Source organism: Blautia sp. 1033sp1_1033st1_G9_1033SCRN_220408, from assembly GCF_040929965.1.
In the GTDB taxonomy this organism is placed as follows: domain Bacteria; phylum Bacillota; class Clostridia; order Lachnospirales; family Lachnospiraceae; genus Blautia_A; species Blautia_A ammoniilytica.
The window spans coordinates 74,004-96,207 of the sequence record NZ_JBFKZO010000002.1; the positions used below are offsets into that span (position 1 = coordinate 74,004).

Here is a 22,204-nt window from a genome sequence, read left to right on the forward strand (position 1 = left end):
CAGCTCCTACAGACAAAGTGCAAGCAATGTATGCTTTACCAACTGATCTCTGTTCAGATCCGGATACTTGCTGTCCGGGCGGAATTTGATCCCTTCCCTCAAGGAATCCTGATGAAGGTTCATGGAATCAAGTCTCTCCAGAAATGGCCGGATATCCTTCAGGATCTTTACATCTACTTTATATCCATTACCCCTTACAATATTCTGGGCATGCTCTTCCATATAAGCAGTATCTACAGCCGGATCACTGGTGTAGCCTACCACTGTGTTGCCGCATACAGCAAAAGCATCCAGATATCCGCTTTTTTCGTAAAAAGTCATGTACATTTCGTAGGCCATTTCCAGATCTCCCTGGTGTTTTCGAATCTTTTTATAAAGAGCAGAATCCATAGGCTTACGCATCCAGATCATGATCAGTCCTACCATAGATTTACAGCCAGGCAGGCATCCTACTGCTGCGATCACTGTCCAGATGGTATTTCTTGTTCCATGATATGCCCACATGGTTGCAAAAATAAAAAGAGGCACGCCAAGAAGAATGGCTGTAAGGATCAGTCTCCGTTTCTTCTCGCTTTTAAAATAGCCAAATTCACCTTTTTCGATTTTTTTTCGTTTTTTTGTTTTTTTCATGAAACTGCTCCTTTTTTCTGTTGCTGTTTTCAGGCCTTATCAGGCATTTGGGGCCAAACCCTACCAGATCCATACGGCCTGCCATTTTTAGTCCCTCCAGCACCAACTCCCTGTTGGCCGGATTTTTGTACTGCATCAGTGCACGCTGGATGGCTTTTTCATGGGGATTTTTCGGTACATATACCTTTTCCTTTGTAATGGGATGGATCCCTGTATAATACATACAGGTGGAAAGGGTAGATGGTGTAGGATAAAAATCCTGCACCTGCTCCGGAGTATATCCCAGATCCCTTACATACTCTGCCAGCTTCACTGCCTCTTTCATGGTACACCCAGGATGGGAGGACATGAAGTAAGGTATGGCATATTGATCCTTTTGTGCCTGTTTATCTGCTTTATCAAATTCTTCCAGGAAGCGCAGGTACACCTGATGAGAAGGCTTACCCATGTAGTGAAGCACTTGATCCGACACATGCTCCGGTGCCACACGCAGCTGTCCGCTTACATGATATTTTACCAGCTCCCGTAAAAATGTTTTATCCGGATCTGCCAGCACATAATCAAAACGCACTCCAGACCTGACAAACACTTTTTTTACTCCGGGAATGTCCCGAAGCTTCCGGAGAAGAAGCACATAATCCTTATGATCTGCCTGCAGATTCTTGCAGGGCGTAGGGAAAAGACACTGCCTGTTCTGGCACACCCCTTTTGTCAGCTGCTTTTTGCAGGACGGATGACGAAAATCTGCAGTAGGCCCGCCAACATCATGAATATAACCTTTAAAATCCGGTGCTTTTGTCATCTTTACAGCTTCCCGGATAATGGAATCGTGGCTTCTTGTCTGAAGGATCCTGCCCTGGTGAAAAGTAAGGGCACAGAAATTACAGCCTCCAAAACATCCTCTGTTGCTGGTAAGGCTGAATTTGATTTCCTCCAGTGCAGGAATACCGCCTTTTTTCTTATACATAGGATGGTATTCCCCTGTAAAGGGAAGATCATACACATCATCCATTTCCTGGGTAGATAAAGGCATTGCCGGCGGGTTTTGAATCACATAGCCACGGTTCCCGTAGCTTTCTGCCATTGCCTTTGCAGTAAAAGGATCTGTATTCCTATACTGGGTGGCAAAGCTTTCCGCATACACTGCCTTATTTTCTTTAACCTCTTCAAAAGATGGAAGAATAATAGGCTCATAGGCTCGTAAAAGATCCTTTGTCCGGTAGACAGTGCCTGCAATATAGGTGATCTCTTCAATGGGAATCCCACTATCCAGTGCTTCTGCGATCTCCAGGATGGAATGCTCTCCCATACCATAAGAGATCAAATCTGCCCCAGAGTCAATAAGAATACTGTGCTTAACTTTATTCTCCCAGTAATCATAATGAGCCATCCGGCGAAGGCTGGCCTCGATCCCGCCCAGGATCACAGGACTGTCTTTATAGCTTTGACGGATCAGGTTGCTGTATACCACCACTGCCCGGTCAGGTCGAAGACCCATCTGTCCTCCCGGAGAATAAGCATCCTTTTGTCTGTGCTTTTTGGAAACTGTATAATGATTGACCATAGAATCCATGTTTCCGGCTGTAACAAGAAATCCAAGCCGGGGACGTCCAAATACCTGGATACTTTCTTTCTTGCGCCAGTCGGGCTGGGGGATCATCCCCACCCTATATCCTCTGCTTTCCAAAAGCCGTCCGATAATGGCCGCACCAAAAGAAGGATGGTCCACGTAGGCATCGCCACTTACATAGACGAAATCTACCTGTTCCCACCCTCTTTTTTTCATTTCTTCTCTTGTTACCGGTAAAAAATCCTGCATCTGGTGCTCCTTATATGCTTTATGTGTGATTTAATTCTGAAAATATACGGCCTGGGCACGATACCCTTCCGCAATAATATCCAGCTGTCTGTGAAAACGTTCCAGCTGACGCAGATCCTTTGTCTTAAACACACGAAGAAATTCTGACTGTATTTTGAGGACTTCACGCTGATTGGACAACCTGTAAAGATTCTCAATATTATTCAGGATATCTTTTACCAGATTAGACTGTACCTGGGAAGAATTCTGTGCATCCATGATCTCGCTTCGCACCAGTGACATCTCCCTGTCAAGGGAAATAATTGCTTCTGCTGCATTGCTAAGCCGCTCCGTAACATGGGGCGGCATATCCCCTTTGTACTTATACTGCAGGGAATGCTCTATGGTTGCCCAGAAATTCATGGCCATAGTACGAATCTGTATCTCTGCCTGCAGCCTTTTGGGACCGTCTAACGTCTCCACAGTATAATAAATGATCAGATGATAGCTGCGGTATCCGCTTTGCTTAATATGCTTCAGATAATTCTTTTCACTTTTCACCGTCATATCTGTCCGGCTTTGGATCAGGGCCGCCACCGTCTCAATGTCCTCTTCAAACTGACAGATGATACGAACCCCTGCGATGTCTTCTACTTCCTCTTCCATCCGCTCCATAGGGATTTGCTTCCGCTGCATCTTTTCCAGGATGCTGGTCACACTTTTTACCCTGCCGCTTACCTGTTCAATAGGGGAATATCTGTCATTTTCCCTGTGTTCTTCTATAATATGCTGGAATTTTACAGTCAGTTCTTTGACAGCCAGTTCATAAGGACATAAAATGCTTCTCCATAACTGTATTTCCATTCAAACCGCTCCTTAATTTAAGAATACCTCGGCACTCCCTGCCGGAGGCTATATCAGATGATACTGCCATACCCTTGCTTCCTTATCTTACAGATCAAATCTGCCTGTACTTTCCTGAAGCATTTTCAGAATATGATACGGATCTACACTCATCTCCTGTGCTTTAGGCGTCTTTATATAGATTCCCATATGAAGATGTACCGGAAATCTGCCTTTTGTACCTTTGGACCCATAGCCGGTATTCCCCATATAACCTAAAATATCTCCGGCATGAACCCGTTCTCCTTCTCTGAAGCTGTGGTCATATTCTGACAAATGAGCATAATAAAAATAACCACCGTGAGGAGAACGGATCCCCATACGATATCCGCCAAGAGGCAGCCACCCTGTCCTTTCTACCACACCATCCGTAGCAGAAACTACAGGATAATATCCCGGCTCTGTAACAGGGCCGAACAAATCCGTTCCATCATGGGTATGCGATCCACCATACTCCCTGGATGCACCGTAGGTATCTTCAAAACAGATATCCTCTCCTGCTACAGGAAAGCATTTAAGATCTGCCCATATGGCCTGATAACTTCGGCACAGCTGCAGGTATGCCTTCTTTTTGTATTTCAGAAAAGGCTGATAATCTGCATAGATCCTGTCCGGTGCAAAGGACCCACTAATCATAGTGGCGGTAAATACCTCCCACATATCTTCGGAATTTGTTTCCATGATCTGCCGATAAAGCCCTGCGGGCATCTTCTGCCTGCGAAAAGCTTCTTGATAGATGCTGTTTTCATTGACCTCGGACACACGGCTTCGTTCTTCCAGCACTAGCATCAGTGCCATCATCCACAGCATCAGAAATAAAAGGAGGATCCATGATCTGCATGGTCTTTGCTTCACCCTTGCACCTCCGAAAAACCATCTTTATCAGAGTATGCCCACAGACAAAGCTTTATGCATTTTTCAGAATCTCAGGTTTTCAGAATCTCTGATTTAAAACTTTCTGATTTGAGATTCTTTGATTTAAGATTCTTTGATTTAAGATTCTCTGATTTTCAATCCTTCAGATCTTCCAGTGCTTTCAGAAGATACTTCCATACACGTTCAACGGAAGCTATATCAAGAAGCTCCTCACAAGTATGGATATCCTTCATATTCGGTCCGATAGATACACAGTCCAGCCCCTCCATCTTTTCATAGAAGAGTCCGCACTCCAGACCTGCATGAATAGCTACAACCTTTGGTTCTTCTTTATAGAGTGCTTTATAGGCAGCAACCATCTTATCTCTTAATGGGGAATCCTCCCTGTACTCCCAGGCAGGATAAGCCCCCTGGATCTCATATTCACCTCCAAGGAATTCAGTCAGATACTCCAGCTTGTCAGACAATGCATCCTTTGCAGAGCCTACAGAACTGCGTACACTGCTTACAGATTCAAATTCGTCTTTGTGAAGGGCAACGATCCCAGGGTTGGAAGAGGTTTCTACAAGTCCGGGAATGGAACCGCTCATCTTGCGGATACCATAAGGCATGTTCATCAGGAAAAAAATTACCTTTTCACCACTGACCGGATGAAGCACTTCTTTTTCCATGTGGCCAAGAAGCTCCACAGAAATGGTAATCCCTTCATCCGTGCCTGCGTATTCTTTACGAAGATCAGCCTGAAATCTCTTAGCAAGCTGCTGGATCTTCAGAACATCTTCCGATGCTGCCAGAACCTGAAATTCTGATTCTCTTGTAATGGCATTGTCCTTTGTGCCACCATCCAGGGAAATAATGGCAAAATCTGCCTGCTTCTTCATCTCATAAAGCATTCTTCCCATCAGAATATTGGAATTGGCTCTGTTTTTATCAATCTCAGCTCCGGAATGTCCTCCGGTAAGTCCAAAAATGCGGACCCTGATACCTTCTCCTTCACCTGCTACACGCTTTACAGGAATCCTACTGTATCCTCCCATGCCGCCGGCACAGCTGACCCACAGGCTGCCTTCTGCCTCTGAATCAAGATTGATCAATCTACGGCCTTTCAGCACGCTGCAATCGAAATCCATAGCCCCCAGAAGTCCGATTTCCTCATCAACTGTGATCAGTACCTCTAATGGAGGATGGGGAATGTCCTGGCTTTCCAGAAGGGCAAGACCATAGGCTACAGCAATCCCGTCATCTCCACCAAGGGTAGTGCCATTAGCAGTTACATATCCATCTTCTGTTACAGAAAGATTCAAACCGTCTTTCAAAAAATCATGTGCTACATCTGCACGTTTCTCACACACCATATCCATATGTCCCTGAAGGATCACTGTAGGTGACTGTTCATAGGCTGCTGTACCATTTTTGTATATCACCACATTGCCCAGGTGATCCTGTACGTATTCAAGGCTGTGATCCTTTGCAAAATCAACAAGATAATCGCTGATGGCCTGTGTATTCCCGGATCCGTGTGGAATACCGCAAATTTCCTCAAAATAATGAAAAACTCTGGATGGACTGCAATTCTCTAATACTGCCATAGTTTTCTTACCTCCTTAATTTATGAATGATCATTCCCCGGCCCCCATATACTAAAAGAAAAAGGGGTAAGGGCTTGAAAAAAAAGCTGTTTTTTGCAGGAATCTGCTTCCTGCTTGTTTTCCTGCTGGCAAATCCTGAAACTGCCCTTCTTGCTGCAAGAGATGGACTTTCCCTGTGGTTTAATACCCTGTTGCCCACTTTGCTGCCTTTTCTGATCCTTACAGGATTGCTGATGAATATAAAGATCTCATGTCAAATCCCGAAACCTGGCATTCGCTTGTGCAAGACTCTGTTCGGACTGTCCCCCTGGGGAATGTATGCCTTCCTTTTCGGAAAGCTGCTAGGATTCCCTGTAGGCGCCAAGCTGGCCTCTGACCTTACATATTCAGGAAAGATCTGCAGACAGGAGGGGGAATATCTTCTTACCTTCTGCAGCAATCCAAGTCTGGTCTTTTTGCTCACCTTTCTGGGGCAAACCTGTTTGAAAGGACGTTACCCTGCGAGAAATCTGCTTATTCCTTTGTTTCTGGCAGATCTTTGCTGCATGCTGTTTTTCAGATTCTTTGTATACAAAGGCTGTACTGCAACCGATCACATGCGGCCTGATCCTGATGCAATAGCAGAAAAAAAGACATCCCAGGCATGCTCCACCGGAGCCCTTCTGGATGTCTGTATTATGAATGGATTTGAAACCATAACCAGGCTGGGCGGCTATATCCTGCTTTTCTCTGTGCTGTCCCCTTGCATCAGCCAGTGTCCTCTTATCCCTGATATTTTCAAAGAAATCCTGCTATGTATCATGGAACTGACTACAGGCCTTAACAGGATTGCATCCTCAAACCTGCCTGAACGTACCATATACCTGGCGGCAATGACTTTATCCTCTTTTGGAGGACTGTGCGTAGCCGCACAGACAAAAAGCGTACTGGATGGAAGACTTTCTTTCTTCCCTTACGCCTCTGCCAAATGTCTCAGTACAATCCTCACCCTCTGCATCCTCCTGATTGGGACATGACACAGTGGGCAAAGAAACGTATCCATTTAATTTACTGATCTTCTCCAAGATCATCCAGTGTCTCTGACTCCTGCTCAGGTGCCTGATAGGAATTGGAGATAGCTGCTGCCTGTGCTGTCTGAGGAGCAAGCTCCTGACGGTTGTGATTAACCACATCCAGACAACTCTGGAGAGCTTCGAGAAAACCTTTATATTTGCCGCCTGCATCTTCCAGGGTCTGATTCAGTACAGAACCGATATTAGCCATCATATCATCTGTATAAGTAATGGCACTTAAACGAATGCTGTTAGCGTCCTGTGTAGCAGAATCCAGTATCTCCTGTGCCTGGCGGTTCGCTGCATTAATGGTCTCGTTAGCCTGAGCATATGCCTTCTGCATGATCTCATGCTGGGTAACAAGCTCCTGTGCTTTTGCCTGTGCATCTGCAATCAGTGCATCTGCCTTGGACTGTGCATCCTCCAGAATAGCATCTTTATTGCTGATGATCTTCTGGTAACGTTTGATCTCATCTGGAGTCTTCAGTCTGAGTTCACGAAGAAGTTCTTCGATCTCCTCTTTATTGACAACGATCTTGGTTGTAGAAAGAGGCTGGTATTTACAACTATCTACATACTCTTCAATCTCTTCAATGATCTGTTCAATTCTGCTGCTCATAGTACACTCTCCTTATTTTTCTCTATTTCTTAACTGGTACATCTTCGCTCTTACTGCCTCTGTGATCTGAGGCGGGGCAAACTTGCTGATATCCCCGTCGAACATGGCCACTTCCTTCATAATCGTAGAACTTAAATATGCATACTCCAGACTGGTAGTCAGAAATACTGTATCCACATCCGGTGCAAGCACACGATTAGTCTGTGCCATCTGAAGCTCATACTCAAAATCCGTAACAGCCCGAAGCCCGCGAACAATGACCTGTGCCTTATTTTCTCTGGCAAAATTAACGGAAAGTCCGTTAAAAGGCTTAATGACAACATTTGAGATATGTTCCGTAGCCTTTTCTAGTATATTAACACGTTCTTCTACAGAAAACAACGGACTTTTTGCAGAATTATGCAAAACTCCCACGATCACTTTGTCAAAGGAAACACTGGCTCTCTGAATCACATCCAGATGCCCATAAGTTGCCGGGTCAAAGCTTCCCGGATAAACTGCAACTACCATGTATGATGTTCTCTCACTCTCTTCAGGATTTACAGATGTGTTCAGTTCTCTTTTCTGGTTATGAATACATGCTTATTGGTCTTGTATTCCTTGGAACGCAGCTGTGCAAATCCCATGGAATCAAGATAATCAAAATCAGTATCCAGATCAGCCTCCACAATGATCAGCGTATGCTCATCTACAAGACTACTGTCTGCAAGATAAGCCAGAACCTGCTGCTCCAGATCCTGTCTGTAAGGCGGATCCATAAAAATGCAGTCAAAACTCTCTCCGCCTTCCAGGGATCGTAATGCCTGCAACACATCCATGGAAAGCAGTTTACCACTATCTGCAAGTTTTGTAAATGAAAGATTTTCCCTGATGCATGCACAAGCCTTGGGATTCTTTTCAACAAAGACTGCAAATGCTGCGCCACGGCTTAATGCTTCAATACCAATGGCTCCACTACCGCTGAACAGATCAAGAAAACGGCAATCCGGGATCTCAGGCTGCAGCATATTGAAAAGAGTCTCTTTGATACGGTCTGTAGTAGGACGGGTCTCCATCCCAGGTACTGTTTTTAAGTTTAAACGTCTTGCTTTTCCTGCGATCACTCTCATTTCAGATTCAGTCTCCAATCCAGATCACCTCTTGCAAGTCCAAGGATCAGAAGCTCTGCTGTAGCGATATTGGTAGCAACAGGAATATTGTACTGGTCGCAGCGTCTCACAATAGCTGTGATATCCGGTTCCTTTGGATCGATCATAACAGGATTGTAGAACAGAATGACCATATCCAGATCCTGGCGCTCTACCATCTCCATAAACTGCTTGTCACCGCCAATGCTTCCTGCCAGGAATTTGTGTACATGAAGGCTGGTAGCCTCCTCGATCCTGCGGCCTGTAGTGCCTGTAGCATATACTTCATGCTTTGCCAGGATATTCTTGTAGGCGATGCAAAAATCTTCGATCAAAACTTTTTTACTATTATGTGCGATGATTCCTAAATTCATGGTTACTCCCTTTCTCATGTCCAAATCTTCCAAGACATACAGGTCTGCAAACTGCAGTCTCCATACAGATTCTCATCACGATTCTTTATTAAAATTCTTCTTTTCCGTTTTATTATAACAAATGTATAAAAGAAGTGCAATTAAATCTTGAAAAATTAGGCAAATTTTTAGCTGATATTTTTCCTCTTCACAGCAATAAATTATCTCAGTCGAGAAAACTCCCACCTCTTTCAGGTGGCGAGTAACAGTTCGACTTGAATTTTCGTACATCATACAAAAACAACCGAATAACGATGTACTAGTTATCACCGCCACAATCATAATTATCGTTTACTTTTTCACTGTCACATAAACCACTGTTTTTTTCTTTCCCGAACGAATGTTGATTCTTGCTTTTCCTGCTTTTCTGGCTGCGATCACTCCGGTTTTGCTTACTCTTACCACTGATGTGGACGAGGAGGTATATTTTACTGTTTCCCTGGAAGTAATCGGCAAGATCACAGGTGTTAGCTTCTGTCTAAAGCCTTTCTTTATAAGTAGATTCTTTTTCGATATGCGAATACTTGCTGTTTGCACTGGATCTTTCTGTACCTTCACCTGGATCTTTGCCTGAAGTCCACTGTTCAATGTTACGGTTACCGTTGCTTTCCCGGTCTTTTTCCCTGCTTTCAGAATGCCCTTTTTATTGACTGTAACAACTTTTTTATTGCTGGATTTCCAAGATTTTACAGAATCTCCTTTTGCATATGTAACCTTTACCTTATTTGTGGTCTGCCCCACTTTTAAGGGAACATTTTTTACATTTACACGGATCACAGGCTTAAAGCTTGCACCAGAAGTTCCTTCCTGCCCCTGGGTTCCTTCATTCGTCTGGCTCTTATCCGATGAAATATCTGACTGTGGCTTATCAGATGGCTGCGGAACTGCAGTAGGTTGTGGAGCTGCAGTAGGCTGTAGAGCAGCAGTTGGTTGTGGAGCTGCAGTAGGTTGTGGAGCTGCAGTAGGCTGTGGAGCTGCAGTAGGTTGTGGGACTGTGGTGGGCTTCGGCGCACTGGTAGGCTGTGGTGTATCTGTGGTCTCATAAAGCTTCAGATCCGGCTTCTGGGTAGTATCGCGCCAGTAGGTTTCCCCTACACTGTCATAATTAGTAGTGATTCTTTTTCCCTGCATAACTTTTAGGCGGACACCATTACCCACCAAAATCCCTTCTGTATAAGCTGCACCTGCTGTAACACTGCTGTTTCCCGGCATCTGGCTTGCGCCGCCTTCCAGATATGCTTCTTTCGTATTAATGGTGCCGTTTCCCGCAACTCCATGGCCACCCTGATCACTGTGGCCTGTTCCTCCTACAGCGATCAGCTTACCTTCTCCTGTTACCTGACTGTTTTCCAGGATCAGCGCATTTCCGCCTACCGAAGTGGTAGCGATTTTTCCGCCGCCAAATACAGCCAACACACTATTCTTCTCAATGTTCAGACTTCCGGAGGATACCTTTATGGCAGGCTGTCCGCTGTAGCTTTTCTTTGTAGCGGGATCTGTTCCTGTGGGAGCGTCATCTCCACGTACATAAACCTCTCCCCGGATCACCCCATTCCCATTTACCTGTATTACAGGTGAAATATTCTGACGTATCCAGCTGCCGTTAGCGAGAAAGTTTGTATTTGAATAGATGATGGAGCTTTCCAGGATTCCGCCTGTATCAAGGATGATCTGTCCATTAATAGAAGTTCCTGTAAGGAATTTCCCAGAATAATCATCGTAGTTAACAGAAAGCCTTCCTCCATCCATCACTTCTACCTGTCCATGAAGAGAAGAATCCCGAAGATTCAGCATACCACCATTTTCAACCAGAATCTTCACACTGCTTAGGATTTTCATATTTACCATGGTCAATGTACATCCATTGGGAACGATCAGCGTCTGTACCGGATCCTTTTCCACTGAATATCCCAGTTCTCCGTAAGTACCACTTGTATGGGAGCCGTACCATGCCTTGATCTGTGTTGGTACCGTTACAGTTTCATTTACCCCTCCGAAATTAGGAATCGCCCACGGCTCCATATCATACATGTATTTGCCATCGGCTGTCTGTACTGCGTTTTCCAGTTTCAGATAATCCTCCAGCTTTTCATTTCTTGCAAATATTTTAAAATATAATTCATTACTTACTGCAGTTCTGCCTGTTTCATCTGTAACTGTTACACTTACCGGATAGGTACCTACTTTATCCGGTACACCGCTTAAGGAAAGAGAACTGTCCCAGATAGAATACACACCAGACATTCCGCAGGAATCTGTATCAATATTAACCTTTGTTCTTTTAGAATTAACACTTACAACAGTGCTAAGAGGCTTCCAGTCATCTTCTGCAGGCTCATTTCCATCTGGAAGGATGGCAGCCTGAACCTCCACATTACTGTTTTTGTTGGAGGAAACTGAGGTAGATGCGCCACTGATCGCATCGTATTTCTGCTGTCCTGTCAGTGCTCCTTCAAAGCTGCCTACCAATCTGACAAACAAAGTATTTTCTCCATCTGAAGGACCTTCCTTGTCATTACCCGCCTGTGCATCATAAACAACTACCCCAAAAGTATTTCCCTGCCCTTTTACCTGGAGCACAAGATCTTTATACTGCAGATTGGAAATGGTGATCAGATCACCGCTTTTCAGCATGCCGCTTCCACTTCCATCAAAATATATTTTATTTTCGGACGGAGCCAGATAATAAGCTTCAGACGAAAAAAGACCAAGTTTAGAATCTGTTTTTCTCCATTCCTTGCCATTTACAAGTATCTTGCTGATCCCATCCACATATCCGGATTCTCCAGCATATAATACCTGACTGTCATTATATCCGGAACCATCTACAATACCAGTAAAATTGGGTGGTGTTTTCAACTCCAAAGAAGCTTCCCCTGAACTGAAAAGATCTGAATCACTATCTTCAAATACTGTTTCTTCAGGGCCGTCAGGCTGCTCTTTTACAGACGGCTCATCCTGATCAGAAAACTGTATTGTATCAACAGATGCGGATGCTTCTGAATCATCTGTAAAAATCTCTTCATCCTGTACATCAACCAGCTGTGTATCTGTTTCCTGTTCTGCTGCCAGAAGCAGCCCCTGATCAAAAGAACTGACAAGCAATGCCACAGCTCCAAGGAGTGCTATTTTCTTCTTCATTTGTTCGTACCTCTTTCATATTGTTAGTGTGTGCTTATATATATTATATACCGCTAACGTGATAATAGCATATCAAACTTAATTTCGCAATACACAACTTTCAGTAGGCAAGAAAACAAGTCATTCATCGTTAAAAACGAGTCATTAACATCACTCCCCTTGATTTTGCCGAATTCAAATGCTATACTGAATCATACTAAACTGATTAATGATATTATTATTTAAATAATCTTAAAACAAGTCATTGAATCAACACCCTTGCAGAATTATGCCCACAAGGGTGCTTTTTTGTGTTTCTTTTTATTTTAAGTGTGTTTTATTCTCATTCCGTCTTCATAGGCGAAGATTATATGCATAGCATTAATGCTGTTTATTTACATTTCTCGCTGCATTTTCATTTTATTATTTTATTTTAAGACTTTTGATTGTATTTTTATGCATATTATGTTATGCTTAAAGCAACTTATGACAATATGTGTGGAGGCAATTATGAGCAGAGTTCAGTATCTTTTTCGTTCCCGTAATATTATACCGGATACTATCAAATACATTGTACGTGAAGACAAAAGAAGTGTTATATATTTTATGGATAATCAGAAGATTTCTACCAGCATTCCTATGAAAGAGATCATGACAATGCTCCCGGAGAAGGATTTTGTCAGCATTCAGAAAGGCGTGATCGTTGCAGTCAAGCAGATCTTAGATATCTCTAATTCAGGAGTATATACTATGACAGACGGCAAGATCATCCAGGGCAGAAAGCGTTATCTCAGTGAACACAAGAATCGGCGTGCTGCTCTTGCACTGCATGTAGCAGATGCAGAAGGTAACTTTTATCCCCCTATGGGACTTTTGGAAAAATGCAGTCTTTTAGATGATCTTCCCCTGCCCTACTGTGTGATCGAACTGGTATTTGACAAGGCAGGTAAGGGGATTGATTTTATTTTCCGCTACTGCAATAAGGCCATGTCTACTCTTACAAGTTTTTCATCCGAGGCCATGATCGACCACTCATTTTATGAGATTTTTTCCAATGGCGATAAAAAATGGATGATCACTTATGCAGATGTTGCCTTAAATGGCGGGCAGCGTGTGATCCGGGATATCGGACCGGATCCTGAGAAGTCCATGAATGTTTACTGTTATCAGCCTGCGGATGGATACTGTGCCTGTGTTCTGGTGCAGGAATGATCTGTTTTCACGTAAATCATCACTTATAAAGAAACGTGCGCCGAAAGGCGCACTGCAAAAGCCGATGAAAGGAGCTCCCTTCCATCGGCTTTCTTTTTATTGATTATTATCGATTGATTATTATTTATTTGGCATATTTGGACTTGATATATTCGTCAATTCCTCTTGCGCCTGCCTTACCTGCACCCATAGCAAGGATAACAGTTGCAGCGCCTGTTACAGCATCACCGCCTGCATATACGCCCTCTTTGGAGGTCTTGCCGAACTCCTCGTCAGCGATAATACATTTTCTCTTATTAATATCCAGACCAATGGTAGTGGAAGAGATCAGCGGGTTCGGGCTTGTTCCAAGAGACATGATCACTGTGTCTACATCAATGGTAAACTCAGAACCAGGAATCTCTACCGGACGTCTTCTGCCGGATGCATCAGGCTCACCCAATTCCATACGGATGCATTTAATACCGGTTACCCAGTCTTTGTCATCTGTAAGGATCTCAACAGGATTGCAAAGAAGATTGAAGTTTACGCCTTCCTCTTTTGCATGATGTACTTCCTCTGCTCTGGCAGGAAGCTCTGCCTCAGAACGTCTGTAAATAATATGTACCTCAGCTCCAAGACGAAGTGCTGTTCTGGCTGCATCCATTGCAACATTACCACCGCCTACAACAGCAACCTTCTTACCATGTGCGATAGGTGTATCATAATCCTCACGGAATGCTTTCATAAGGTTGTTACGGGTCAGGAACTCATTTGCAGAGAATACGCCGTTGGCCTGCTCTCCTGGAATACCCATGAACATAGGAAGACCAGCACCGGATCCGATAAATACAGCCTCAAAGCCTTCATCCTGTAACAGTTCATCGATGGTAACAGATTTACCGATGATTACATTTGTCTCGATCTTAACGCCAAGAGATTTAACATTCTCAACCTCTGCAGCAACTACTTTGTCCTTAGGAAGACGGAACTCAGGAATACCATAAACAAGAACACCGCCTGCTTTGTGAAGAGCCTCGAAAATAGTTACATCATAACCAAGCTTTGCAAGGTCTCCAGCACAGGTAAGTCCGGATGGACCAGAACCGATCACTGCTACCTTATGACCATTTTTCTCTTTTGCAGCTGCCGGCTTAATACCATTCTCTTTTGCCCAGTCAGCAACAAAACGCTCCAGCTTACCAATGGAAACAGCTTCACCCTTTTTGCCGCGGATACACTGACCCTCGCACTGTGTCTCCTGCGGACATACACGGCCGCACACTGCAGGAAGGGCACTGGACTCACTGATGATCTGATATGCTTTTTCAAAATTGCCTTCTTTAACTTCATGTACAAATGCAGGAATGTTAATGGATACAGGGCATCCCTCAACGCATTTTGCTTTTTTACAATTCAGGCAGCGCTCTGCCTCTTCCATTGCTTCTTCTTTATTATAACCCAGGCATACTTCGTCAAAGTTGGTTGCACGAACCTTAGGCTGCTGCTCTCTGACTGGTACTTTCTTTAATACGTCTCCCATTATTTGTCACCTCCGCAATGGCCGCATCCGCCGTGATGGGTATCTCCCTCTTTCAGCTTCAGAAGGGCACGGCCTTCTTCTGTCTTATACATCTGCATTCTCTTCATGGCAAGGTCAAAATCAACCTTGTGGCCGTCAAACTCAGGTCCGTCCACACATGCAAACTTCACTTCGCCATCAACGATCAGACGACAGGCTCCGCACATACCGGTACCGTCTACCATGATCGGGTTCATGCTGACAACAGTAGGAATATTCAGTTCTTTTGTAAGAAGACATACGAATTTCATCATGATCATAGGTCCGATGGCAACACATACATCATACTGTTTGCCCTGGTTCTGCACAAGGTCACGGAGTACGTCTGTACCCATACCTTTGCGTACATAGGATCCATCATCTGTTGTTATGTAAAGATTACATACCTTCTTCATTTCGTCTTCAAGGATAAGAAGATCTTTTGTCTTTGCTCCTACGATAGCATCCGCAGTGATACCATGCTCATGGAGCCATTTAACCTGTGGATAAACAGGTGCTGTACCAACACCACCGGCAACAAATACAATACGTTTTTTCTTAAGTTCTTCAATGTCCTCATGGACAAACTCAGACGGCTGGCCAAGTGGTCCTACAAAATCTTCAAAAGCGTCTCCTGCTTTCAGCTCTGACATCTTTGTGGTAGATGCTCCAATGGGCTGGAATACGATAGTCACAGTTCCCTTCTCAGAATCATAGTCGCAGATGGTAAGCGGAATCCTCTCGCCTACTTCGTCCATCTTAACGATCACAAACTGCCCCGGCAGGCAATGCTTTGCTACCCGAGGTGCTTCCACATCCATAAGGAAAACATTGGAAGACAGTTTTTCTGCTCTCAGAATCTTATACATAATTCCCTCCTGGTATAAATATTTACAGGGGCTGGTGCGGGACACACCCATCCTGAATAAGTATGCCTGTAAGATCAGATGCATATTTATTCATGGATGTGCATTTATGCAACAGTTCCTTTTCTACTCTATCCGTATAACTATAGCACAGGAAAAGGAATTAATACAACAGAAATTCGCAAAAAATTACAGATTTTCTTTTCTTTTTTTCTTTTTTGTGTGTATCATACTGTACAATTTTTGTAATGCACTGCTTATGCCGCCCACTTCGTCGATCAGCCCTTCCTTTACTGCTTCCTCCCCTTCCAGCATGGTTCCCACATCCTTTACCAGCTGTGTAGTATCCAGCATCAGTTCCTCCAGCCTTTCCTTTGAAATGCCGGAATGCCGGGAAATAAACCCGGTGATCCGATCCTGGATCTTTTCCATATTACGATAGGTCTGAGCTACCCCGATAAACATACCGCTGGAACGTACCGGGTGGATCACCATAGTAGCACTGGGTACCACAAAGGAATAATCTGCAGATACTGCCATTGGCACTCCTATGGAATGGCCTCCTCCAAGCACCAGGGACACGGTAGGCTTGCTAAGGGATGCGATCATCTCCGCTATGGCAAGCCCCGCCTCCACATCTCCACCTACTGTATTCAAAAGGATCAGAAGGCCTTCAATACTCTGATCATCCTCAATCATGGCCAGCTTTGGAAGTACATGCTCATACTTGGTTGTTTTGCTGTGTGAAGGAGCTGACTCATGTCCTTCCACCTCACCAATGATGGTAAGAAGCTCCACACGGATGTCTTCCTGGTTTTCAGAAAGAAGCACCTGTCCCATTTCCCTGATCTGCTGATTCTGGCTGTTCTGATTATCCAGCTCATCCTTTTTTTCCTGACTATCCACCGGCTTTTCGCTTTTTGGTTTTTTCTCCATAAAAAAATACCTCCTGAATCATGATCCAGAAGATATTTTTTGCAAAAAGCTAATTATTTATTCATCCCAGTTGTGCCATACGTCTGTAACGTCATCATCATCATCCAAAAGATCCAGGGTCTTCTGAAGATCCTTAACAGCCTTCTCATCTGTCAGTTCGACCGTTGTCTGAGGAATCATGGCAACCTGTGCCTCAAGAAGAGGTACTCCTGCAGCTTCAAGTGCTTCTCTTACTGCACTGAAATCATCCGGAGCTGTCAGGACTTCATAACTGTCTTCTTCTTCGTTGAAATCCTCTGCACCAGCATCCAGAGCAGTCATCATCAGCTCATCAGCGTCCATTTCACATTCTTCTTTGTCAATGATAATCTGACCCTTCTGGTCAAACATAAAGGATACGCAGCCCTGTGTACCAATACTTCCGTTTCCTTTAGAGAATGCATTTCTTACGTTGCTTGCTGTACGGTTCTTGTTGTCTGTCAGTGTTTCTACGATAATCGCAACTCCGTTCGGTCCATATCCTTCGTATATGGCTTTTTCGTAATTGTCTGCGGAATCAGCTCCTGCTGCTTTCTTGATGCCACGGTCAATGGTGTCGTTAGGCATGTTGTTTGCTTTTGCCTTTGCGATCACATCACGAAGCTTGCTGTTGTTGTTAGGATCCGGTCCGCCGGCTTTAACAGCCATAACGATCTCACGGCCAATAATGGTAAATACCTTTCCCTTTTTTGCATCATTTTTTTCTTTTTTGTGCTTTATATTTGCGAATTTTGAATGTCCTGACATGTTTCCTTTTCTCCTTTTATCTCATTTTTTATCTTCTCGGCCTTTACTCTGCCGATGGTCTTATTGCCAAGGGAAAGTATCTTAAAAGTGTACCCTCCTACATGGATCACTTTGTCCAGGTCCTTTTCTGTAGGGATATGCCCCAGAACAGAAGTAAGATACCCGTTTAATGTTTCAAACTCACTGGCCTTAAATTCTATTCCCAGCTTCTCTTCCACATCCTCCAAAGGAGCAAGTCCCTGGATGATCATACTGTTGTCCTTCAAAAGGCGGAATGTAACCTGGTCTTCATCATATTCATCCAGAATATCCCCTACGATCTCCTCCAGGATATCCTCCATAGTGATCACACCGGCTGCCTGACCGTACTCATCTACAACCACTGCCATATGGATCTTCTTTGCCTGCATAAACTGGAACAGGTCACCGATACTGCGTGTCTCAGGAATCAATGTAACATCCCTTAAAAGCCCGGGCAGCTCCTTTAATGGCTTAAATCTGGCCCAGGGATTCTTGGTAATGAACTTCAGTGCATCCTTATAATGCACCACTCCTATAACATTATCCGGTTCTTCTTTATATACGGGATACCTGGAATAGCCTTCCTCCAGCATAATATCAACCATCTCCCGCAGCAGCACTTCCTGGTCAAAGGCTGTCACATCCTTCCTGTGGGTCATGATATCATGAGCTTCTGTCTCATTGAAATAAATGATATTCTGGATCATCTCCGCTTCTGATTCCTGAATCACACCCTTTTCATGAGCCTCATCTACAATAGAAATGATCTTCTCTTCGCTCATAGCCTTTTCTTCCTGGTTCCGGTCGATCCCAAAGGCTGCTGCCACCAGTCTGGCAAGCCTGGTAGTCAACAGGGTCAACGGATACAAAAAGCTGCAGGCAGTACTTACGATCCCCAGATAACGGTAGGCATATTTTTCAGAAGAATAAGTACCCACCCTGCGGAATGTAAGGATTCCAAGGGACGCAAGAAGAAGGATCCCTACTGCAACAAGAAGAATAAGCACAGGTACATGTTTTATGTACGGATGAAATACCCGGGCTGCCCAGGGCATAAAGAACGCTCCCACACTTACTCCGGAAGCCATAACCATAAGAGGAATGGCATTCACATAGCGAGAGGGCTGGCGGATCAGCTTCAGAAGCCGGATGGACTTCTGGTCTCCCTCTTCTGCTTTCTTCTCTACATCATTCTCGCTAAGATTCTGGAGTGCTGCAGCAAATCCGTATAAAATGCCATTCAGCCATAACAGAAAAAATAAAATTATAAGGCCCCATAGGGGCAGACTACTGCCATCTTCCATAAGTATAAATCTTTGTCCTCCAAATACAAAACTGTAAAAACTATTTTTGCAGCTGTTTTTTTAATATAACACTGAAAACCGGTTTCGTCAATACCTTCACCACAGCCTCAGAAGCCTTGTGTCACAGCCTAAAAAGCTCCAAAGACCCTGACGCAGGTGTTAAAAAGTAAGCTCCAGACTGATCTCCAAGGCATGGTTCACTTTGTCAAGCAAAGCATCATCCAGGTGACATACCTTATCCTTCAGCCTTCGTTTATCAATGGTGCGAAGCTGCTCCAGAAGGATCACGGAATCTTTCTCTATTCCATAAGCAGATGCATCAATCTCTATATGTGTAGGCAGCTTTGCCTTATTCATCTTGGATGTAATGGCAGCACAGATCACAGTAGGGCTGTGTCTGTTTCCCACATCATTTTGTATGATCAGTACAGGCCGGATCCCGCCCTGTTCACTGCCTACCACAGGTCTTAAATCTGCATAAAATATATCGCCTCTTTTAATAACCACACAATTCACACTCCAACTCACCTTTATTATGGTTTAACTGAGTATTTCGTAACTGTTCAGTACCCTCACAGTTATTTCCTACTGAATAGTTACAGTATTTCCATATTTTTTTCGTGTATACATGCGTGGTTTTGTCTGCTTAAAGAAACAGTTTTCTGCTGGATCCTTACTGTTTTCCTATATATACTCTGGGCACACGGCTGGATATCTGGCAGAGGAATTCGTAAGAGAACCGTCCGGACAGATCTCCCAGGGTATCTATATCGATCCTCTCCTGACCGTCTTTTCCCAGCAGTGTTACCTCATCACCTGTTTTTACTCCCGGAATCTCTGTAACATCTACCATAAACTGATCCATGCAGACTCTTCCGCAGATAGGTGCCTTTTTCCCATGGATCAGCACCCAGCCTTTTCCGGATAGCTGCCTGGAATATCCATCTGCATATCCTACCGGGATGGTGGCCAGCTGCATATCCTTTGGTGCAATAAAGGTGCCGCCATAGCTTACGGCCGTTCCCTTTGTGATCTTCTTCACAAAAGACACATGGCTTTTCAGTTCCATAACAGGCTTAAGCTCTACAATATGCTTCTCCACCTGCTGGGAAGGGTACACCCCGTAAATGGTGATCCCTGCACGTACAGCATCCAGATTGGCCTCCTGCATCCGTATCAGCCCTGCACTGTTAGAACAATGCTTCATAGGAATATGTATACCGTTTTCCTCTAAAAGACTGGCAAAAGCCAGGAAACGATCCAACTGAGTCTTTGCAGGACTTACATCATACTCATCTGCTCTTGCAAAATGGGTAAACATGCCTTCTATCTCCAGATAAGGAAGCTTGCTGATATTCTTTATTTCTTCCAGGCTTTGAGATCCATCATGAAATCCAATCCTGGTCATTCCAGTATCTACTGCCAGATGAATCTTTACAGTTTTGGAAAGTTTCCTGCCTGCTTTTGCATATTCTCTTGCCAGGCTGATGCTGCTTACAGCAATGCTGATATCATTTTTTGCAAGCTCCTCCATACATTCCGGGAATACAAGACCAAGCACCAGGATTGGCTTGCGGATGCCTGCCTCCCTTAAGGAAAGAGCCTCCTCCTCGGTAGCCACCGCAAAGCCCCAGATATAATCATAGTCCTGGACCAACCTGGCAATGGGCACAGCTCCGTGTCCATAAGCATCCGCTTTTACCACAGCGATCATCTTTGTGCCTGGTTTAATATTTTTATGCATAGCTTCAAAATTATAGGCAACTGCGTCCAGGTCCACCAGTGCTTTTACTCTACTGAATTTTTCCATAATGTTCCTCCCTGTTTCCTGTTTCAAAATCCCGAAGTACCAGTGGGATCGCATCCAGGATATTGCGGGCATTCATCCCTCTTGTACCAGCAGCATCTGCCGCCCTGTCTCCACATAGTCCATGGAGAAACACGCCAAGAGCTGCCATCCTTGCCGGATCCGGTACCTTTATATTGTTCAGATACATGCAGAACACACCAGCCAGCATCCCTGAAAGCACATCTCCGCTTCCTGCTGCTGCCATTCCCGCATTTCCAGACATATTAATATATATTTCATCCCTGCAGCCTGCAGTAACTGTACCGGCATCTTTTAACACACACACAGCCCCTGTTTCTTTTGCATAATCAGACGCTGCTCCTACCGGGTCTTCCTTCAATTCTGAAATGGAAAGCCCTGTAAGCCTGCCCATCTCCCCCATATGCGGGGTCAGCACAGTATTTCCTTTCAGATACTGCTTCCAGCCCGGATTCATGGATAGCAGGTTCAAACCATCTGCATCCAGGATCACCGGCTTCCCCGCCTGATTCCCATGGGCCAGAAACCAATTGGCCCGTTCCCGGCTTTCATCCTGGCATCCAAGACCTGGTCCAATCACCAGTACATCACACCAGCTTAACAGCTGCTGATTTATTTCTTCTGAAAATACACTTTCCACCATTGCTTCCGGAAGCAGAGACTGAAGCGGAATCCGGTTTTCTTCCACTGTCTGTACCTTTACCATACCAGCTCCTGTATTTAAGGCTGCACAGGCAGCAAAATATGCAGCTCCGCACATGCCCTTTGAGCCAGCCACCAAAAGCACTTTGCCAAAAGTCCCCTTATTCCCCCAGGGAACTCTCTGTGGCAGCTGCTTCATATCTTCTCTTTCCAGCTGCCACACCGGTCTGCCGTAATTGCCAGGATAATCATAGATCCCGATATCTGCTACTACAACTTTCCCGGACAGACTCCTGCCGGGATAGAAGCACATTCCCTGCTTCATAAAAGCAAAAGTAACGGTAAGATCTGCACAAAATGCGGTTCCAAGCACTCTGCCTGTGCTTCCGTCAAGGCCGGAAGGAATATCTACTGCCACCTTTTTGGCATCTGTCTCATTCATCCTCTGAATGATCTCCTTGTATCTTCCCTCCACCGGCCTGGTCAGACCTACGCCAAAAACGGCATCTACTATAGTAGTATATTCGTGCCATGTCGGGTTATTCACCTCAGGTACGTGATAATGCCTTGCAATCTGAATCTGCTGAGCCATCTGAGCAGAATATTTCTGGGAATTTCCTGTAAGAAACAGATCTACATGATATCCTTTCAGATACAACAGCCTGGCTACAGCCACACCATCTCCACCATTGTTGCCGTTTCCGCAAACAACCAGGATCCGTTCCCTGTCGGCAGAAATCTTCTGGATCTGAGCTGCCACAGCCAAAGCAGCCCGTTCCATCAGCACCATGGAGGGAATCCCTACATCATGAATCGTATACGCGTCCAGACTGGCCATTTCTTTGCTTGTTACTACCTTTTTCATATACGCCCACTCTCCTTTGTCTTTTTAAATGGAAAAAGCCGCCCTGAACCGCCGAATCATGCGGCAGCAGGCAGCAG

20 protein-coding genes are annotated in these 22,204 nt (G+C 44.6%); 2 read left to right on the top strand and 18 right to left on the bottom strand.

Annotated elements, in window-relative coordinates:
* Positions 1-6: 6 nt before the first annotated feature.
* From AB5916_RS02155 to AB5916_RS02175, 5 genes are all read right to left on the bottom strand, one after another.
* Complete coding sequence (locus AB5916_RS02155) at positions 7-630, bottom strand: hypothetical protein (protein WP_173727313.1); 624 nt, start codon at positions 628-630, stop codon at positions 7-9.
* Positions 590-2,449, bottom strand: a complete 1,860-nt coding sequence (locus AB5916_RS02160) for a YgiQ family radical SAM protein (RefSeq protein ID WP_173727312.1) — start codon at positions 2,447-2,449, stop codon at positions 590-592. The genes AB5916_RS02155 and AB5916_RS02160 overlap by 41 nt, the downstream gene beginning before the upstream one ends.
* Before the next feature lie 30 nt (positions 2,450-2,479).
* Positions 2,480-3,292 carry a GTP pyrophosphokinase family protein gene (locus AB5916_RS02165; RefSeq protein ID WP_158420408.1) on the bottom strand — a complete coding sequence of 271 codons (813 nt, stop codon included), beginning with the start codon at positions 3,290-3,292 and terminating at the stop codon, positions 2,480-2,482.
* A gap of 87 nt (positions 3,293-3,379) precedes the next feature.
* On the bottom strand, positions 3,380-4,186 hold the full coding sequence (locus AB5916_RS02170) for a M23 family metallopeptidase (protein ID WP_368189073.1): 807 nt from the start codon (positions 4,184-4,186) through the stop codon (positions 3,380-3,382).
* Between the two features lie 155 nt (positions 4,187-4,341).
* The gene (locus AB5916_RS02175) at positions 4,342-5,796 is read right to left on the bottom strand and encodes an aminoacyl-histidine dipeptidase (protein WP_368189074.1); all 1,455 of its coding nucleotides are present in this window, start codon (positions 5,794-5,796) and stop codon (positions 4,342-4,344) included.
* A 74-nt stretch (positions 5,797-5,870) separates the two neighbouring features.
* On the opposite strand from AB5916_RS02175, the gene AB5916_RS02180 reads away from it, so the two are divergent.
* Complete coding sequence (locus AB5916_RS02180; protein WP_368189075.1) at positions 5,871-6,812, top strand: hypothetical protein; 942 nt, start codon at positions 5,871-5,873, stop codon at positions 6,810-6,812.
* Positions 6,813-6,843: 31 nt separating this feature from the next.
* Here AB5916_RS02180 and AB5916_RS02185 read toward each other — a convergent pair whose 3' ends face one another.
* The 5 genes from AB5916_RS02185 to AB5916_RS02205 form a co-directional block, all read right to left on the bottom strand.
* Positions 6,844-7,467, bottom strand: a complete 624-nt coding sequence (locus tag AB5916_RS02185) for an ATPase (RefSeq protein WP_158420411.1) — start codon at positions 7,465-7,467, stop codon at positions 6,844-6,846.
* 12 nt (positions 7,468-7,479) lie between these two features.
* Complete coding sequence (gene coaD / locus AB5916_RS02190) at positions 7,480-7,977, bottom strand: pantetheine-phosphate adenylyltransferase (RefSeq protein WP_173727309.1); 498 nt, start codon at positions 7,975-7,977, stop codon at positions 7,480-7,482.
* 41 nt (positions 7,978-8,018) lie between these two features.
* Positions 8,019-8,576 carry a 16S rRNA (guanine(966)-N(2))-methyltransferase RsmD gene (rsmD, locus tag AB5916_RS02195; RefSeq protein WP_158420413.1) on the bottom strand — a complete coding sequence of 186 codons (558 nt, stop codon included), beginning with the start codon at positions 8,574-8,576 and terminating at the stop codon, positions 8,019-8,021.
* The gene (locus tag AB5916_RS02200) at positions 8,573-8,968 is read right to left on the bottom strand and encodes a methylglyoxal synthase (RefSeq protein WP_158420414.1); all 396 of its coding nucleotides are present in this window, start codon (positions 8,966-8,968) and stop codon (positions 8,573-8,575) included. The genes rsmD and AB5916_RS02200 overlap by 4 nt, the downstream gene beginning before the upstream one ends.
* A 330-nt stretch (positions 8,969-9,298) precedes the next feature.
* Positions 9,299-12,148: an Ig-like domain-containing protein gene (locus tag AB5916_RS02205; RefSeq protein ID WP_368189076.1), complete on the bottom strand. Its 2,850-nt coding sequence runs from the start codon at positions 12,146-12,148 to the stop codon at positions 9,299-9,301.
* Positions 12,149-12,637: 489 nt separating this feature from the next.
* On the opposite strand from AB5916_RS02205, the gene AB5916_RS02210 reads away from it, so the two are divergent.
* A complete protein-coding gene (locus AB5916_RS02210; RefSeq protein ID WP_368189077.1) occupies positions 12,638-13,339 on the top strand; it encodes a LytTR family transcriptional regulator DNA-binding domain-containing protein in 702 nt (233 codons plus the stop codon).
* 124 nt (positions 13,340-13,463) lie between these two features.
* On the opposite strand, the gene gltA is transcribed toward AB5916_RS02210, so the two are convergent.
* The 8 genes from gltA to AB5916_RS02250 form a co-directional block, all read right to left on the bottom strand.
* A complete protein-coding gene (gene gltA / locus AB5916_RS02215) occupies positions 13,464-14,861 on the bottom strand; it encodes an NADPH-dependent glutamate synthase (protein ID WP_158420417.1) in 1,398 nt (465 codons plus the stop codon).
* On the bottom strand, positions 14,861-15,748 hold the full coding sequence (locus AB5916_RS02220) for a sulfide/dihydroorotate dehydrogenase-like FAD/NAD-binding protein (RefSeq protein WP_173727306.1): 888 nt from the start codon (positions 15,746-15,748) through the stop codon (positions 14,861-14,863). Before AB5916_RS02220 ends, gltA begins: the two co-directional genes overlap by 1 nt.
* Before the next feature lie 186 nt (positions 15,749-15,934).
* On the bottom strand, positions 15,935-16,681 hold the full coding sequence (locus AB5916_RS02225) for a ClpP family protease (RefSeq protein ID WP_368189078.1): 747 nt from the start codon (positions 16,679-16,681) through the stop codon (positions 15,935-15,937).
* Between the two features lie 57 nt (positions 16,682-16,738).
* Positions 16,739-17,467 (bottom strand): YebC/PmpR family DNA-binding transcriptional regulator, encoded by a 729-nt coding sequence (locus tag AB5916_RS02230; protein WP_158420420.1) that lies wholly within the window; start codon positions 17,465-17,467, stop codon positions 16,739-16,741.
* A complete protein-coding gene (locus AB5916_RS02235) occupies positions 17,437-18,792 on the bottom strand; it encodes a hemolysin family protein (RefSeq protein WP_368189079.1) in 1,356 nt (451 codons plus the stop codon). The genes AB5916_RS02230 and AB5916_RS02235 overlap by 31 nt, the downstream gene beginning before the upstream one ends.
* Positions 18,793-18,951: 159 nt before the next feature.
* Positions 18,952-19,299 carry a type II toxin-antitoxin system PemK/MazF family toxin gene (locus AB5916_RS02240; RefSeq protein WP_158420422.1) on the bottom strand — a complete coding sequence of 116 codons (348 nt, stop codon included), beginning with the start codon at positions 19,297-19,299 and terminating at the stop codon, positions 18,952-18,954.
* Positions 19,300-19,465: 166 nt separating this feature from the next.
* A complete protein-coding gene (gene alr / locus AB5916_RS02245; protein ID WP_173727303.1) occupies positions 19,466-20,602 on the bottom strand; it encodes an alanine racemase in 1,137 nt (378 codons plus the stop codon).
* Entirely contained in the window at positions 20,586-22,127 is a 1,542-nt protein-coding gene (locus AB5916_RS02250; protein ID WP_368189080.1) for an NAD(P)H-hydrate dehydratase, read from the bottom strand. Before AB5916_RS02250 ends, alr begins: the two co-directional genes overlap by 17 nt.
* Positions 22,128-22,204 lie beyond the last annotated feature (77 nt).